We start from the raw sequence: 16,519 nt of genomic DNA on the forward strand, positions 1-16,519 counted from the left end.
AGATAATTTCTCATCGACTCGTTGCAAAGGCTATATTCAATTACTTTTTTACTACAATAATTTTACGGATGAGTGCAGCCTGGGAACCATTGGTAATTGCTACGGCGTTGCCATTTTTCCAGTATTGAGCTACAGCATCACTTCCTTTGTTGCCGTCGCGATATCCCGCAACGTAAATGTCATCACCTAAAACAGCAATTGAATGGCTAAACGCACTTTCAGGCCCGTTGGATAAATTGACAGGCGAACCATTTTTCCAATATTTTGCAACTATTGCATTGGTACCAGCAGTGGTACCCGAACCCCCAATATATACATCTGAGCCACTAATCGTGATAGAGTTGCCCCTGACATCTGCTGCGCTTTCATTAATAAGTATAGGATTTCCAAGATTTTTACTGTAGCGGGTTTGCGATTGACCGGAGGTGTTATAACTTTCAGACCATACAAGGTATAAATCACTTCCCGATACTGTTAATGCCTGGTCGGCGGCTGCCCGGGTGCGGTCGGACAGGTTAAACAATTGTCCGTTTTTCCAGTAGCAGGTAATTGTTGATGGCCAATCAAGATTTCTGTACTCGCCTACTACGTAAACATCGTTGCCAATAACCGCAATACTGGCCGCAACAGCGTTCTGGTTATCAGGGGTCAAAATTACCGGAACGCCGTTTTTCCAATACTTTGCCTGATAGGTTGATTTCCCGGCCGCTATTTCCTGCCCGGCGACGTACACATCGCTTCCCTGCACAAAAACATCATTCGCAAAGGCATCTTGCGTACCATCGGTAAATGATGTTGCCTTACCATTTTTCCAATATTTTGCTACATATTTTCCGGAAGCGTTAACCTCATAACCCACGATATGGATATCATTACCAACTAAGACCATCGCATTTGCATCAGATGAACCTGTTCCGCTTCCAAGCGAAACAGCAGTACCATTCTTCCAATATTTCGCCACGTTGCCCTCACGGCCTGCGGCATAAACATCAAAAGGCGACGTTGAAGGCGGATTGGAGTCATCTGGTCTTGTTTTCTTACAAGCTGAAAACGCGGTAACAATAGTTAAAAACAGCAAAATGCCAAGTAGCTTCTTCATATTTTTTAGGGTAATTCATAGTTGAACAGCTATTGTTGAAATTAGTTTGAGATGGAGCATTATTTCTAAACGAACGACTTATTTAAGTAACTGGAAAGATTTTAGTAGAATCGTTTTTCGTTTTGCGTCCACCGTTTCTCCCAAAGAATAATGATGGGCGTTGGAAGTAATGATTATGATGGGAATTCGTTCAATTAACGCTAAAAATTTATCTTTGCGCTAAGCCGAATACCAAATTTCTATCTCTGAACTCGTAATGAATATTGACGAAAACACATCCCTGGAGAATTTCAGCACCGAACACATCATTCAGGCACTTACACACTCTCCCGAGCCCACAGCCATTTACACGAATAAAAATATGATTATCCGTTTTGCAAACGAAGGCATGCTGGAAGTTTGGGGGAAGGATGGCTCATCTATTGGAAAACCTTTGATGGAAGCGCTCCCGGAGTTAGACGGACAACCTTTTCTGAGCCTGCTTCAGCAAGTATGGGAATCAGGCGAAAGTTATACGGTTGAAGACGCAAGGGTTGAAGTTATTAAAAATGGTATCGCTGTTATTGACTATTATGACTATCAATATAAGGCGCTGCTGGATAACAACGGCCACACCTGGTGCATTCTTAATACGGCACGAAAAGTTTCTTCGAGGCGGGAATATCTGCAAAGAATTCAACAAAAAGAGGAAAAAGAGCAGGCCCTGCTAGAAGAAATGGCAGCCACCATGGAAGAACTCAGTTCTACCAATGATGAATTAAATAGTTCATTGAAATTGCTGGCAGAGAGCCGGGAACATGTTAGAACAATTATAGAGCAAGCGCCTGTTGGCATCGCCGTGTTAGAAGGACCTGATCATATTATTGAAATTGCCAATCCTGCTATCTTAAAAATCTGGGGACGTACGCTAGGCGAGGTTGAAGGCTTGCCACATGAAACTGCCCGCCCGGAACTTGAAGGCCAGCCTGTAAACAATTGGCTGACAGAGGTTTTTCAAACTGGTAAAAGAAGAATTAATAATGAGTTTTCAGTTAAACTTCTGGCAGAGAATGGTACAAGAGACGCGATCGTTAACTCCATATATCAACCTGTTTTTTCAAATTCAGGCGAGGTAACGGGCGTATTGGTGATACTTGAAGAGATTACAAGCCAGGTTCTGGAGCGACGGTCGAACGAAAAAGATCAGCACATGCTGTCTATGGCTATTCTTGCCGGAGAGCTTGCAACTTTCTATTACGAGCCCGCAACAAATCTTTTCTCCGGAAATACCCTTTTAAAAACCTGGTTTGGTTTATCAGAAAATGACAATCTCGATCTTAGCATCGCCCTCGCATCTATTTTCGAAGAAGATAGGCAGCGTGTTGCAGACGCGATTGCCCAATCTTTGAGCAAAAATTCTGACGGAAACTACTTTATCGAATATCGAATTTTTCATCCTCAAGACCCTAAAGGGAGACTTGTACAAGCGATGGGAAAGGTTTTTTATAAGCAAAATGGTGAGCCCGCAAGCTTGAACGGCACTTTAAGAGACATTACCGAACAAAAGAAGGATGAGCAAAGAAAGGATGATTTTATGGGCATGGTGAGCCATGAACTAAAGACTCCCCTAACCTCTTTAAATGCCTACCTGCAACTAACGCAGAGAAATGTGATCCTTTCTGGCGACAAAGTACAACACAGTATTGTTGAAAAATCGATTAGACAGGTGCAAAATATGACCGCTATGATTAATGGATTTTTAAATATTTCAAGGCTTGATTCCGGACGGATGGTCCTCTCGAAATCCGTCTTCAATCTTCAGAAGTTATTTGCAGATTTGGAAGAGGAAGTACTTTCAACTGTCCACACCCATAAAATCATTTTCGAACAAGGTGAAGAGGTGGAACTTAGCGCCGACCGGGAAAAGCTTTCACAAGTTGTACACAACCTAATCGGTAATGCCGTAAAATACTCCAAAATGAACACGACCATTACTGTCGCTTTTGCGGAGCTTGAGCCTGAGAAAGTTAGAATTTCGGTAAAGGATGAAGGGATGGGCATTGATCAGGAAGATCGGGACCAAATCTTTGAGCGATATTACCGGATAAAAAACCCGAAGATGGGTTCCATTGCAGGCTTCGGCATTGGCCTTTACCTCTGTAAAGAAATTATAGATTTACACCAGGGTTCAATAAACGTTGACAGCGAAATCGGAGTTGGATCTACTTTTATCGTTGAATTACCAAGGATGTAGAAAAAAGCAAAAGCCTATGTAATTATACTGTTGCTAAGCACCTATATTTTGGAAATTCTTGTAGGTCACCACAAAGTCTTGGTTAAAATCGCTATATCATCATGGAATCACATCGCGACAGCAACTAAAGAATTTACCAACTCTTTGGCGGAATAAACCAAACATTGGCAAATTTCTATTGTTGAAACTATAAATAACAAAATCATGATTAACAACAACGAAAATAACGAGCCAACGAACCAAAACGGTACACCATCAAGCGACAACGGCATTAAAGGAGATAATACCATTAAAAATCCTGATGATTGGACTACAGGTGATGAACCGATGACGGGTGCTCAAGGTTCTTATTTAAAAACCCTTTCTGATGAAGCTGGAGAGCAGTATGATGAAAATCTAACAAAATCGGAAGCTTCGAAAAGGATTGATGAGTTGCAGCACAAAACGGGTAGAGGCTTGGAGAACAATAAATAATTGCATCGCTACGGTCTGATGCTTTAATTAAGCTGAGCATCGCCCGGCACTGAATGACTTGATTGTAATTGATTTCGCAGTATGGAATTAACGATTTCCATGCATCATTACTGAAAAACAGCATGAAAGAAATTCAATTGACACTAACCACCCCGTGCCTGGCCCATTGGAATGAGATGACCGAGACAAACGCCGCAAGGTTTTGCGACCGCTGTGAAAAAACTGTGTATGACCTTAGCGATAAATCAGACTCTGAATTGCTTGCTTTTTTTAAAGACAAGCAAAAGAATGTTTGTGTAAGGTTAATAGCGAGTCAGCTTAACCGGCCGTTAGCCAGGCCCGTTAAAAACCCGGGTTTGCAATGGTTGTTCACTTTTGCTCTACTTGGAACAGCAATTGGACCAAGCCATGCGCAAACTCTAAAACCGGTTGTTCATGATGCTAACAAGTCAACAGAACCTTTATCGCCTAACGATTCGACAATAGTGTTGGTTTCCCCCAACAATTTATTCAGCGGGACAGTGATAGATAGTGCAACCAGCAAACCAATTGCTGGTGTTAAATTACGGCAGGTTGGCTTTCAGAATGTACTGGCGGTAACAGATTTAGCAGGAAGGTTTGAGCTGAATGCAATCAATGTGAATTCAAAGGTCGCTTATGGTTTTGAATTGAACGGAGTACTTGTGGCCAGCCATTTTTTACAAGATAAAATGACAGTTAAGATTGCTAGGCCAAAAACAATTTGGCTCGGAGGAGTTGTGGCCGGAAGCTCACCTAAGAAACCAATCTATATTGTTTACTCTGGAAACAAAAACTGCGAACTTAATGCATCGACATTTGCATCGTTATCGCCAGATTGGGTTGAAAAGATAGATGTTATGGAAGCTTCAAAAGCGATTGCCACCTATGGAAAAAAAGCGACCAACGGCGTTGTGCTAATCGGCATAAAAAAGGCTTTTGCAAACCGTTTCCATTTTTCTAAAGAAAAACAAGTCCTGCAACAATTGTCTGTTAAAGATGCATCCTCAAACCCGGAACCATAATTAATCAACGTAGTAGGTTTTCGGTTCCTGAAGAACATGACGGCTAACCATAAGCCTTAACTTCCGTATAAAGCTACAATTAAACGAAACTCAAAACTTCATCCATATCCAACAGCATTAAGTTCATCCGCTCGGTTGCATGTTTTCTCCCTGTAATAATGTAGACAAGTGATAGCTTACCATGTTCTTTCGTCATTTCCATCCTTTGAAAAGAAACTTCCGCACTGCTCATTTTATCTTCTAATTCCTCCAGCAATGCCAGTTCACTGCTTTTTAGGGTAATGGTTATTAACTTTTGCTTCCTAATTTTTGAAATGAGGGTTTCGACTCTGCTAACCATTAGCAGCACAAAAAGCGTAATTACGGTAAGCGAAACGGCAAGCGCATGTAAACCTATTCCAGCAGTCATGCCGATTGCAGCTGCAGTCCATATAACTGCGGCGGTTGTTAACCCACGAACTGAAATTTTATCCTGAAAAATTACGCCCGCACCTATGAAGCCAATTCCTGTAATAATATTGGCAGAAATCCTATCATCGGTATCAGCGCCATGCCCGGATATGATGGTGAATATCGTTGAGCCAAGGCAAATTAATATGATGGTTCGAAAACCGGCCGATTTACTTCTATATTCCCTTTCGAAACCAATTGCGCCACCGCATATAATAGATACGAGCATCGCGAAGAGGTCTTTCCATTCTACAGCAAAATCCATCGTTAATTATGTTAAAAAAATACTAATTGGTCAGCCGAGCTAATGTCGACTAAATGCCGCGTGTCAATGGTGTTTCATCAGGAAAATCTGGATGCTCGTGTCTTTCATCAACAGCATCTTGCTTAAGATCTGGTTTGTCTGCAACCAGGCTTCCTTTTCCTGCAATTCCCCGATAGTCTGCCCCTTCGGGAAGTTCCGTTTCCCGAGGCAAACTGCTATTACCTTCAATAGTCGATTTCTTTTCTCTTAAAATACTCATAATAAAATCAACTTAACTTATTTAATCACGTTAGTTTATTTTAAAACGCATTGCAAAAAGAAAAGGTTTATGAACTTCTACGGCATTTATTGCGGCTTTTACGCAATGACTTTTTATTCTCTTGCAACTCAATGGAGGTTGTAAAATACCATCAAACCGAGCAAACCTTATTTATTTCCTTTTAACATTGGCAACACACCATTGCCAAAATCTTCAATAAAATCTCGCTGATTTCTGTTTACATTGTGAAGTATAATCCTATCGAAACCCATGCCCAGGTAATCCTCTATCCATTTGCGGTGTTGGTTAAGGTCATCAGATATTAGCACATGTTCATCCATTTGCGACTGGCTAACCAATTCTGCCGCAGCATCAAAGTGGGCAACAGTAGGGAGTTCGCCCAAAACGCTTCCCTGAAAAATATTTCCACGCCACTGGTGGTAGGCGCCCAAGATTGCTTCTTCTTTGTTTCTGGCGTACGATAGCTGTACTTTAAGGTATATTGGTTTTTTTTCGCCACCGTTAGATTTAAAGGCTTGAACAAGTTCCTTAAGTTCTCTTTTGGGCTTGTGGGTAGTCACCAGTCCGTCTGCCCATGATGCCGCCCATTTCGCCGTCTCCGAACCGACAGCGGCACAAAATAGGTTCGGAATTTTTTCGGGCAGTGTATAAAGCCTGGCATTTTCTATTGATATAATCCCCGTCCGCGAAACAGTAACACCCCTTAATAATTCGCTTATTATTTCGTAGCATTCTAATAACCTTGCATTTCTGACTGACTTTTCGGGCCATTTTTCACCCGTTATGCTTTCGTTGAGCGCTTCCCCGCTACCCAAGGCAACCACTAAACGACCGCCAAACATTTCATTTAATGTAGCGATGGCCTGAGCCACAATGGCGGGGTGGTAGCGCTGACCCGGCGCACAAACCATACTGTACGGAACGGAAGTTGCAAGCATTGCTGCCCCAAGCCACGCAAATGCAAACCCACTCTGGCCCTGCCGCTCGCTCCATGGATGAAAGTGATCTGATGAAGATATAGCTTCGAAGCCAGCTTTTTCAGCAAGAATAACGTAATCTAACAATTCACTAGGTTTGAATTGCTCATGAGATGCGTGATATGCAATCATGCCTGGTTTTCTATATTATATAAATTTTAGCTTGATAATTAATGTTAGACAAAACGTCCATGCTCAGGAATAGCAATGGTATCAAAATCGTCTGCAAGTTTTTTTAATCCCAGCCTAAGCGACGCCCCTTTCATGGATTGCCCATGACCTGCTATTACAACAGCCGGGCGAAGATCCCGAAGTTTCTTTACAGTTTCCCATGCGGCCTGCCAATCAGTTGTAAGGTATCTTGGCGGTCCGTGGACTTCCCGTTTTTGTACGAGCACTTTATAAAAAGAATCCTGTCTCACGGTTACAAAAGCATCTCCAGCAATTAAAATTCTGTCTTTTTCACGAAAAAAGGCTACTTGCCCGGGAGCATGCCCCGGAGTATGTATCCAACGCCAATCCGAAAGTTCGGGTAAGCTCCCATCTGGCGGGTATGCAGTTATATGCCCGGTTATGTCAATTGGCTCGTTTGGGTAAAGCGCCGAAAGCTTCGCCAGGATACCACCCTCAACTGTGCTATCCGGTTCCGGATAGGCTTGCTTGCCTGTTAGAAAGGGCAGTTCCAATTCGTGGGCGTAAACAGGTACCGGCCCTTGCTCCAAAATCTTAACGATACCACCAACATGGTCGAAATGCCCATGGGTTAAAAAAATTGCCTTCGGCGGCTTTCCCTTCCCAAACCTATTTTCTGCCGCCTCAATAATTTCTTCGCCACATTTGGGCATGCCACAATCAATCAAAAACCAATCTCCGTCTGGCTTGCCCAGCATAATTACATTTACGATTTGATTGGTGTAATAATAAACATCTTCCGCAATGCCTTTTCCGTTTCCGCTTGAAAATGAAGTCATTGGGATCATGTGATTGTCGCTGCTTTGTTTCATGATATTGGCAAGCCTATTATTTAAGGTTGAGGATTTTCCTGATCGTGACCCTGTGTTTTCACAATTTTGTTATATACTCCAAGAAGCAGAAATGGCGCCGCCCATTGGCCAACAAAAAGTGCATTATGCCGATGCCCCAAACATTTTAGCGTTAAAGAAACACCCATAGAGGCTAGAGCAGCCCATAAAAAAGTATCCGATGGTAGTTTCGATGTTTGTTCTTCAATTGCGGTAGCAACTTTGCCTTCGCTGTGCGATTTACTTTGCGATTCCATAAACTTAATTTTAATGAGGTTCTGTATAATTAAATTGATTATAATTCGAGCGCCCATTCTTAATACAAGAAGTTTTTGAGAAATGTTCAAGCTTTTTTCACAACAGGTATTTCACTTCGAAAGGCAGTATTTATAGCAAAAGCAACACCACGAAAGGGTTGAAACGACAAATGTTTTGTCAGTTTCCAACGAGGATATCGATAATTTGTCTACCTGTAAATTTACATCCATCAAATGATAAAACCGCGGGATACCGATGTAGAGGACATCTAAATTTACTTTTCGGCAAGGGTGAAACGGACGTTTTCAATGTCGGAATTTTTGAGGAGCGTCCGGAACTCTTCATCATTTTTGAACTGCAACTGTTCTATTTTTCTTCTTTCAAAGCCAATCTCAAACTTGCCTACCGCGAATGGCCAGGGTTCGACTATAATGGATTCTTTACTTTGAAATAAGCTATAGGGCGTACCGTCCGGCCCGCAACTTATTTCTATCCTTCTCCCTTCGGGTGGAATTTGTGACTGACAAATGAGAAGCGAAAAAGCATCGCAAAACTCGAGAAGTTCGTAGGCCATGTCGAGTTCTTTTTTTTCTACCCCGGCATCTGATAGCCAGAGTTTTTCCGTTTTTTTTAAATTTGAAATAAATTCTTTTGCCAGGGGATCATCGCCATGCGTGAACCTGATATGCCGGTTAATTAACAGCGCAATAAAACGGCTTTTCGTAAGGGCCATATCCAGCAAGCGTGTGGAAGCATCCAAATCGAAACTAGTTTCTTTAAAATTAATTGGCGCTCCATTTTCATCGATAAGCGGATTGCGTTCAAATTCATTGAAAACATCATCATGTTCTGCGGTGGCAATCAGGGTTTCAATCCACCTGTCTGGCTGATTTGAAAGCTTCCATCTGGCACAAATTTGGCCCGCAAGCAAACCATGGGAACGCTGGGTAATAATTTGCCAGCCAATTTCTGTATATGCTGTAATCATAGTTGTAACTAAATGTTTGATTACAACATTGTACTGAAAGATAAGTTCGGAGGGATAAACAAATAGTTTTAAAGCCTGTATCCATAGAATTTTTGCTTCCAAGGGACTGGAACCTTGGCTAAAAAAAGAGTTTTCAAACAAGCATCCCTGGGAAAAACCAAACCAATAGTAAAAAAGCGTGTTAATAAAGCATGGATGATAAATCAAAACAAGATGGTCGTGATGATGCTAAAGTAGATTTGAACGACCCAAACGAGGTTGCTTATGCTGCTCAGGAAGCAGGCGTATCTTCAGTAGAATATAAAAAGTACGCAACTGAATCCGGAAGCAGTTCACGGGCGGCAATTGCTGCGCATATTAAAAAAATAAAAGCCTCATAAAAAAAGGTTGTGTATTAAGCCAATCGCTTAATATACAACCTTCTAGCATTTAAAAACAATCTATTTCCCCGCCCGGTAATATACCTCAGCAATCGTTTTTTGTAAACTCTACACAATTTCCCCCCGTTTTACCTGCATATCGAAATTTAATTTCTTGTGTAGTTATCAGGAATCTTTTTAAAAAACGCCGATTGTTTGAACCATCTTTCAAGCACCAAAAATGCACATTCAATTATGCGCTCAAATCAAGTGTTTTTCTGCCTTGGGTGCTAAGGCTACTCCTTGGGTAGCTTCTCTCTAATTCTTGAAATGTACTTCTGCCGGTAGAAAATATCTTTTATAGACGATAATAATGCCTCAGCAGCTTCAGGATTTTCATCAAACTGTTTCGTAAGCGCATCCAGTTCATCATTGAGTTGCTGTTCAATTGCATTAACGTCGGCATTTACCTGATGTAGTTTTTCTGCGTCGGGCTCGAACTGTAAATCCATCAGAGCTTCATTAACATCCATCATGTCCATCAAAAAAGATTGAGGCAACTGATAGCCTTCATCTGTTTCAACAATGCCTTTAAGTTCCAAAACATATTTCAATCGCTTTTGAGGGCTACTTAAAACTTGATAAGCTTTATTATTTAAGGTTGATAAATGTAAAACTTCCTGTTGCTTCTCTTCACTCTCATTTGCGAAAAAATCAGGATGAAACTTTTTGCTGAAGGCATAAAATTTAGATTTTACACCATTTAAATCTGCATGAAACCGTACCGGCAGTTCATAAAATTCAAAATAGTTTGGAATGTTTTTTTGCTCCGACATTGCGTATAAATTAAAAAGCCGCAGCCATTAGAATTTAAACTAATAACTGCGGCAATGCTATAAAATTAGTTTTACTTGCCAAATATTTTTAAGATGTCATTACCAAAGGCAAACACCATCAAACTTATTAAGATTACAAAACCTGCAATTTGCGCTTTCTCTAGCACTTTTTCGCTAACAGGTTTACGTTGCACCATTTCAATAAGCAGAAAAACTACATGGCCTCCATCTAAACCCGGAATAGGCAATAAATTCATAAAGGCAAGTGCCATTGAAATTAAGCCTGTTAAAGTCCAGAATTTAAGCCAGTCAAAGGTGCTACCATAAACTTTTGCAATACCAATCGGGCTGCTGATGTTACGGGCACTAACTTTACCGGTAATCATTTTACCTATGCCTTTTGCATTGTCGGCAAAAGTGCTCCATGCCATATTAGCGCCAACAGGAAGTGCCGCAAAGAAGCCGTAATTAATTGTTTTACGTTTTATTTCATCGAAATCCGGGAAATAACCAATCGCACCTGCGGTATCAACCTGTACGTTTATTTGCAAAGGCTTGCCATTTCTGTCGATCGATAAAGCAACCATTTTACCCTTTTTCTTCATTACTAAAGGCTTCGCTTCATCCTGATAAGTTACAGGTACTCCGTCTACGGCTTTGATTTTATCACCAGGCTTAACCCCGGCTTTAATTGCACCGTAACCAGCCATTAAACTGTCTGCTGTTGCAGTGTATCTAGGCTCAACAAAAAGGCTTTTACCATCAGCTACCTTATTCAGGAAATCATCAGGAACTTTAATCTCAATGGTTTTATCACCACGGATAACCGTTAATGTTGTGTTACCCATAAGCACTTTTGAGCTTTTCAGTTCTTCAAACCGGATAACCTTATTACCGTTAATGGCCAAAATCTTATCACCATTTCTCAGTCCGATATCAGCTGCTACTTTTCCAACCTGAATACCATGTACAACCGCACTGTTTGGGGTGAAGGTTTCACCATATTTAAAAGTAAGCACCCAAAAAATAACAATACCAACAATAACGTTAACGATGATACCACCAAGCATCACAATTAAGCGCTGCCAGGCTGGTTTCGAGCGAAACTCCCAAGGTTGTGCAGGTTGTGCGAGTTGCTCAGTATCCATGCTCTCATCTATCATCCCGGCAATTTTAACATAACCGCCCAAAGGCAACCATCCAACTCCGTATTCAACATCCCCTTTTTTGAAACTGAACAGTTTGAAACCCCATGCATCAAAAAACAGATAAAACTTTTCTACTTTAATTCCAAATGCCCTGGCCGCAAGAAAATGCCCTAGTTCGTGTAAAATAACTAATAAAGACAATCCAAGCAGCAGCTGCCCCGCCATAATCAATCCATTCATATGCTCTTACAATATTTTATGTTAGATGTTAAAATATACTTTTTGTTACTAATTCGGCCGCTAAGATACGGCTATGTTTGTCAGTTTCTAAATAATCGGCCAATTGTGGTGTTTCTATGAAATTGATATCTGACATACAGCGTTCAATAACATCACTCATTTGAAGGAACCCAATCTTATCTTTTAAAAATGCCTCTACAACAACTTCGTTCGCCGCGTTTAGAATACATGGCATGTTTCCACCTTTTTCTATTGATGTGAATGCAAGGTCCAGATTTCTAAACGTTTCCCGGTCTGCCTGCTGGAAGCTAAAGTTTGGGTAATCCAGAAAATTAAAACGCTTAAAATCATTTTTTAGCCTGTCGGGATAATTTAACGCATACTGAATTGGCAATTTCATATCCGGAACACCCATTTGCGCTTTCATCGAACCATCTCTAAACTGAACTATAGAATGAATGATTGATTGCGGATGGACAATAACGTCAATCTGGTCTACTTCTAGGTTGAACAGCCATTTCGCTTCGATAACTTCCAAACCTTTGTTCATAAGCGAGGCAGAATCTATGGTGATTTTTGCGCCCATTACCCAATTGGGATGCTTTAAAGCCTGTTCTTTCTTAACCGTAGCTAAGAAATCCCCGTTTTTGCCTAAAAAAGGTCCGCCCGATGCAGTAAGGTAAATCTTTTCAATTTCATTATTTTCCTCACCAACCAGGCACTGAAAAATTGCAGAATGTTCTGAATCAACCGGAAGGATTTTTACTTGATGCTGTATTGCCAGTTCGGTAATGTATTTGCCTGCTACAACCAAAGTTTCTTTATTTGCAAGCGCTATATTTTTGCCCGCTCTTATTGCCTCTATTGTTGGCTTTAACCCAACAGAACCCATTAGCGCCGTTAGCACAACATCGCTTTGAGGGTAAGCTGCTACTTCGGATAATGCAGCCTCGCCAGCCAAAACCTGAATGTTAAAAGGTGCTAAAGCATCTTTCACATACAAATATTGGCTTTCGTCACAAATTACTACGGTTTCAGGTTTAAACGCTTTCGCCTGCTGGATAAGTAATTCCGAATTTTTTAACGCAGATAATACCGAAACTTTAAAAATTGCCGGATGGTCACGAATAACCTCGAGTGCCTGGGTGCCTATGCTCCCTGTGGAGCCTAGTATGGTTATGTTTCTAATGGAATGTGTTGTTGATGTATTGCTCAATTGTTGTTCTTCCTCTCGTATTTGAAGGTTTCTTATTTTCACTATGCAAATGTTTTTTTTCTTTTGCTAAGAAATGTTGAGTCTACGTGTTTTTGAAGGTTAAAAATCAATGAAATTTTTAACTTTTCGTTTGTATATTTTATTAGTTGTGAATTTCTTTAGGCAAAACTTTCAGTTTCGAAGAAGTCATTTGCTTTCCATCTTTATGAAACTCAGTTCTGAACCTCTAGATAAACACTGTTTATTGAGGTCAAACACTTAAACAATAAACTTCTCCAACCCATCAGCAAGTTTCCTGTCATTGCTTAATCTTGGAACTTTATTTTGCCCGCCCAGTTTCCCTTCACTTTTCATATAATTAACAAAGGCATCCTTTTGCAACGTACGTATTATTAACGGTCGAAGGATGTTTCCTTCAATGAGGTCAAAATAGTAAATATTTTTCTTTTGCAGCGCTTCATCTACCTTTCTGCTAAATGCAGGTAAATCTAAAGGCGGGGCAGAAAATTCTACAAACCATTCATGGTAAGGCAGTTCACCCGGCTTCGGGTTAACCTGAGGCGCAACTGTAAATTCGGTAATTTTTACACCTTCAGCATTTGCAACCGAAAGCAGTGCATGTTCTACCTCTTCGCCAATAACATGTTCGCCAAATGCAGAAATAAAATGTTTAATCCTACCTGTAACCACAATTCGATATGGATTTTTGGACACAAATTTAACCGTATCACCAATGCTGTAACCCCACAAACCAGCATTCGTATTAAGTATTAGTGCGTAGTTTTTGTCAAGTTCAATTTCTCCTAATGATAATCTGGCCGGATTTTCGTCATGATACTCATCTGCAGGAATAAATTCGTAAAATATACCAGCATCGGCAAGCAGCAGTAAGCCATTGTCTTTTTGCGAATCCTGATAAGCAATAAAACCTTCGGAGGCGGGGTATGTTTCTATCGAATCAATTCGCTTACCAATACTTTGTTCAATTTTAGCCCGGTAAGGCTCGAAATTAACGCCACCGTATATAAACAGGCTAAAGTTTTTAAAAATTTCTCCAATTTTTTTGCCCCCGCTCTGGTCGGTTAGTTTATCAAAATACATTTGTACCCAAGGCGGAATGCCAGAAATCAGGGTCATATCTTCCTTAATTGTTTCCCCAACAATAGCATCTACTTTCTGCTCCCAGTCTTCAATAATATTGGTTTCGTACGAAGGAAGTCGATTTTTTTGAAGGTACCTTGGCACATGGTGAGCAACAATACCTGATAAACGACCTACATTAATGCCATTTTTTTGGTTCAGTACCGGACTCCCCTGCAAAAAGATCATTTTCCCGTTAACGAAAGCAGTTTTCCCAGTTTCGTTGATGTACGTTAAAATCGCATTTCTGGCAGCTTTTATATGCTCAGGCATAGATTCTTTAGACAAAGGGATATATTTTACTCCCGATGTTGTACCTGACGTTTTTGCAAAATATAACGGTTTACCTTTCCAAAGCACATCGGCTTCCCCGGCAACGGTGCGGTCTATATAGGGTTTTAAACCCTCGTAATCCTGAATTGGTACATAATTTTTAAAATCCGAATAGCTTTTTATCGCCGAGAAATGATGATCTCTTCCAAAAGCAGTTTGCTTTGCATCATTAACAAGCTTTAAAAGAATTTTTTGCTGGGCGTCCACGGCATTTGTTTTCCACTTGTTGATTTGCCAAACCACAAATGCTGCAAACGGTTTGCTCAGCGCTGATTTAATTCCCATACACCTTAAACCCTTAAAGGGGCTTCTCCTTTCTGATATTGGTATTTAGCTGGCAAATTTTAATAGGCATAATTTTTTAGTTGGGATTTCAATTGCGCATTACATTGTTCCAGGCTAAACGATATTATGCAAAATATCAGGATGCTCGTCGCCCTTATATTCGCCCGAAATTTTGCGGTAGGCAACGGTTAAAGCAACACTCGATAACGGGACAATTATAAAAGAACTTAAAATATTAACAACAAAAGCAACAAGCGGCCATTGCAAATAGTTTAGCAACAAATAAATTAAATATCCGCCACCTAACACAACCAATAACAACAATATTTTGGTAAAGTTCCCTTTGGTTGTGGCCAGACTCAACTTAATCGAATCGAAAGGCGTAGAATTTTTGTCGATTATAAAGAATGGGAAAAATGATATTCTTAACCAGGTAATGAAGATTGCAATTACACCGACAGAAATGGCCACGTTTTTTACGATTGTAACATCGAGACCGGTGTAAATAAAAGGAAAGGCTATGAGTATGACCACCAGGTAAACACCAAAAATACAGCCCACAAAATATAATGTAGCAACGAGAAAGCGAATAATCTGCTGCCTGGTTGGTAGTGTATCCACAATTTTAACATCGTTTTGTTCATCATCCATTAAATGGAAAATGTATTTAAATAACGAAAGATTGATTGTAAAATAAAGCATTATAAATACGAAGACCATCGCGATGCTTAAAATCTTACTCACATCTTTAATAAAAAATGCCATCAAACTTGATGCGCTCGCAGTAATAAACATTAAAAAACACAGGGTTGCAATGGAAAAATAATGTTTCCTGGTGATGTTCCATGCTTTTTGAATAACATCATTAACCGCGAAAGTACTTTCTTTTAGATAGTTTATCATTGTTGTTTAAATACCACTCTTTTAAATAGATCTTGAATAAATCCTAAGCCATAAGCAAATAATTGGATAAATGAAGATATAATGCTCAAAAATGCAACTTTTAGTGATTTATTTACAGCCCACGAATGAAAAAATATCAACAAAAAGAACATTAACAAGATAAAATTACCAACAATTCCTAAAGGACGATAAAAAATATCGCAGAGGATGGTGGTAATGAAACCAACAGTAAACACCGCAGGAAAGAAATGAACAAGCTTTAGTTCTTTTGGAAAATGCTTATAAATATTGATTCTGGCCCGGCCAAAAAAATGAAGCTGCTTGTAAAACTGGCTAAAACTTGTTCTCCGTTTGTGGTAAACTTTTGCTTCTGGTATAAGTCCAATTTTAAAGCCGCTTTCATGAATACGAATACTGTATTCGATATCCTCTCCGAGTCGGGTTAAAATAAAGCCACCAACTTTTTCCCAAACCTGACGGGAAACGCCCATGTTAAAGCTTCGTGGGTGAAATTGGCCAACATGTTTTTTATTGCCGCGAATGCCTCCCGTTGTAAAGGGCGAAGTCATTGCATAACTTATGGCCTTTTGTACGGGTGTGAAGCTGTCATGTGCGGCATCCGGACCACCATAGGCGTCCAAATCATGCTCGTAAAGATAATTTTTAACAATTTCCAGATAGTCATGAGGAATTAAGCAATCTGAATCAAAAATTACAAAATAATCTCCCTTTGCACGCTCAAAGCCAAAATTTCTGGTAAACCCTTGTCCTTCGTTTTCTTTATAGAAATAGCTTACATCTAATTTGTTTGCATAACTTTCTACAATCGATTTAGCATCGTCTTTTGAACCGTCTTCAATAACCAAAACTTCAAACTGTAAATAAGTTTGCTTGGTTAGCGTGTACAGCAATTCGTTAATTTCCTGCGGACGATTGTAAAGTGGAATTATGACGGAGAAAAACATTTTCG

At 40.2% G+C, this 16,519-nt stretch carries 17 protein-coding genes; 4 read left to right on the forward strand and 13 right to left on the reverse strand.

Going from position 1 to position 16,519, the window contains the following annotated elements; genetic code table 11:
- Nucleotides 1–40 precede the first annotated feature (40 nt).
- Nucleotides 41–1,099 (reverse strand): hypothetical protein, encoded by a 1,059-nt coding sequence (locus AC0IWT_RS07475; protein ID WP_471796667.1) that lies wholly within the window; start codon nt 1,097–1,099, stop codon nt 41–43.
- Nucleotides 1,100–1,355: 256 nt separating this feature from the next.
- Here AC0IWT_RS07475 and AC0IWT_RS07480 point away from each other — a divergent pair, with 256 nt between their 5' ends.
- From AC0IWT_RS07480 to AC0IWT_RS07490, 3 genes are all read left to right on the forward strand, one after another.
- Nucleotides 1,356–3,332: a PAS domain-containing sensor histidine kinase gene (locus AC0IWT_RS07480; protein WP_471796668.1), complete on the forward strand. Its 1,977-nt coding sequence runs from the start codon at nt 1,356–1,358 to the stop codon at nt 3,330–3,332.
- A gap of 204 nt (nt 3,333–3,536) precedes the next feature.
- The gene (locus tag AC0IWT_RS07485; protein ID WP_471796669.1) at nt 3,537–3,806 is read left to right on the forward strand and encodes a DUF3072 domain-containing protein; all 270 of its coding nucleotides are present in this window, start codon (nt 3,537–3,539) and stop codon (nt 3,804–3,806) included.
- A gap of 122 nt (nt 3,807–3,928) precedes the next feature.
- Complete coding sequence (locus AC0IWT_RS07490) at nt 3,929–4,849, forward strand: peptidase associated/transthyretin-like domain-containing protein (RefSeq protein ID WP_471796670.1); 921 nt, start codon at nt 3,929–3,931, stop codon at nt 4,847–4,849.
- A 79-nt stretch (nt 4,850–4,928) separates the two neighbouring features.
- Here AC0IWT_RS07490 and AC0IWT_RS07495 read toward each other — a convergent pair whose 3' ends face one another.
- The 6 genes from AC0IWT_RS07495 to AC0IWT_RS07520 form a co-directional block, all read right to left on the reverse strand.
- A complete protein-coding gene (locus tag AC0IWT_RS07495) occupies nt 4,929–5,564 on the reverse strand; it encodes an MgtC/SapB family protein (RefSeq protein ID WP_471796671.1) in 636 nt (211 codons plus the stop codon).
- Nucleotides 5,565–5,613: 49 nt separating this feature from the next.
- Nucleotides 5,614–5,823, reverse strand: coding sequence for a hypothetical protein (locus AC0IWT_RS07500; RefSeq protein ID WP_471796672.1), 210 nt, complete (start codon nt 5,821–5,823; stop codon nt 5,614–5,616).
- A gap of 167 nt (nt 5,824–5,990) precedes the next feature.
- Complete coding sequence (locus AC0IWT_RS07505) at nt 5,991–6,953, reverse strand: TIGR03885 family FMN-dependent LLM class oxidoreductase (protein WP_471796673.1); 963 nt, start codon at nt 6,951–6,953, stop codon at nt 5,991–5,993.
- A 44-nt stretch (nt 6,954–6,997) separates the two neighbouring features.
- Nucleotides 6,998–7,825: an MBL fold metallo-hydrolase gene (locus AC0IWT_RS07510; RefSeq protein ID WP_471796674.1), complete on the reverse strand. Its 828-nt coding sequence runs from the start codon at nt 7,823–7,825 to the stop codon at nt 6,998–7,000.
- Nucleotides 7,826–7,845: 20 nt separating this feature from the next.
- On the reverse strand, nt 7,846–8,100 hold the full coding sequence (locus AC0IWT_RS07515) for a hypothetical protein (RefSeq protein ID WP_471796675.1): 255 nt from the start codon (nt 8,098–8,100) through the stop codon (nt 7,846–7,848).
- A gap of 275 nt (nt 8,101–8,375) precedes the next feature.
- Nucleotides 8,376–9,089: a DUF3891 family protein gene (locus tag AC0IWT_RS07520; RefSeq protein WP_471796676.1), complete on the reverse strand. Its 714-nt coding sequence runs from the start codon at nt 9,087–9,089 to the stop codon at nt 8,376–8,378.
- 191 nt (nt 9,090–9,280) lie between these two features.
- On the opposite strand from AC0IWT_RS07520, the gene AC0IWT_RS07525 reads away from it, so the two are divergent.
- Nucleotides 9,281–9,469: a DUF3606 domain-containing protein gene (locus AC0IWT_RS07525; RefSeq protein ID WP_056871164.1), complete on the forward strand. Its 189-nt coding sequence runs from the start codon at nt 9,281–9,283 to the stop codon at nt 9,467–9,469.
- Between the two features lie 275 nt (nt 9,470–9,744).
- Here the strand turns inward: AC0IWT_RS07525 and AC0IWT_RS07530 are convergent, their stop codons facing one another.
- The 6 genes from AC0IWT_RS07530 to AC0IWT_RS07555 form a co-directional block, all read right to left on the reverse strand.
- Nucleotides 9,745–10,284 (reverse strand): iron-sulfur cluster co-chaperone HscB C-terminal domain-containing protein, encoded by a 540-nt coding sequence (locus AC0IWT_RS07530; protein WP_471796677.1) that lies wholly within the window; start codon nt 10,282–10,284, stop codon nt 9,745–9,747.
- Nucleotides 10,285–10,355: 71 nt separating this feature from the next.
- Nucleotides 10,356–11,672 (reverse strand): RIP metalloprotease RseP, encoded by a 1,317-nt coding sequence (rseP, locus tag AC0IWT_RS07535; protein ID WP_056871166.1) that lies wholly within the window; start codon nt 11,670–11,672, stop codon nt 10,356–10,358.
- A gap of 28 nt (nt 11,673–11,700) precedes the next feature.
- The gene (locus tag AC0IWT_RS07540) at nt 11,701–12,861 is read right to left on the reverse strand and encodes a 1-deoxy-D-xylulose-5-phosphate reductoisomerase (protein ID WP_471797209.1); all 1,161 of its coding nucleotides are present in this window, start codon (nt 12,859–12,861) and stop codon (nt 11,701–11,703) included.
- A gap of 285 nt (nt 12,862–13,146) precedes the next feature.
- Nucleotides 13,147–14,646: a GH3 auxin-responsive promoter family protein gene (locus AC0IWT_RS07545; RefSeq protein ID WP_471796678.1), complete on the reverse strand. Its 1,500-nt coding sequence runs from the start codon at nt 14,644–14,646 to the stop codon at nt 13,147–13,149.
- Nucleotides 14,647–14,760: 114 nt separating this feature from the next.
- Nucleotides 14,761–15,549: a hypothetical protein gene (locus AC0IWT_RS07550; RefSeq protein WP_471796679.1), complete on the reverse strand. Its 789-nt coding sequence runs from the start codon at nt 15,547–15,549 to the stop codon at nt 14,761–14,763.
- Nucleotides 15,546–16,514 carry a glycosyltransferase family 2 protein gene (locus AC0IWT_RS07555; RefSeq protein ID WP_471796680.1) on the reverse strand — a complete coding sequence of 323 codons (969 nt, stop codon included), beginning with the start codon at nt 16,512–16,514 and terminating at the stop codon, nt 15,546–15,548. The genes AC0IWT_RS07550 and AC0IWT_RS07555 overlap by 4 nt, the downstream gene beginning before the upstream one ends.
- Nucleotides 16,515–16,519: the final 5 nt, after the last annotated feature.

Source organism: Pedobacter sp. AC464 (genome assembly GCF_979253075.1).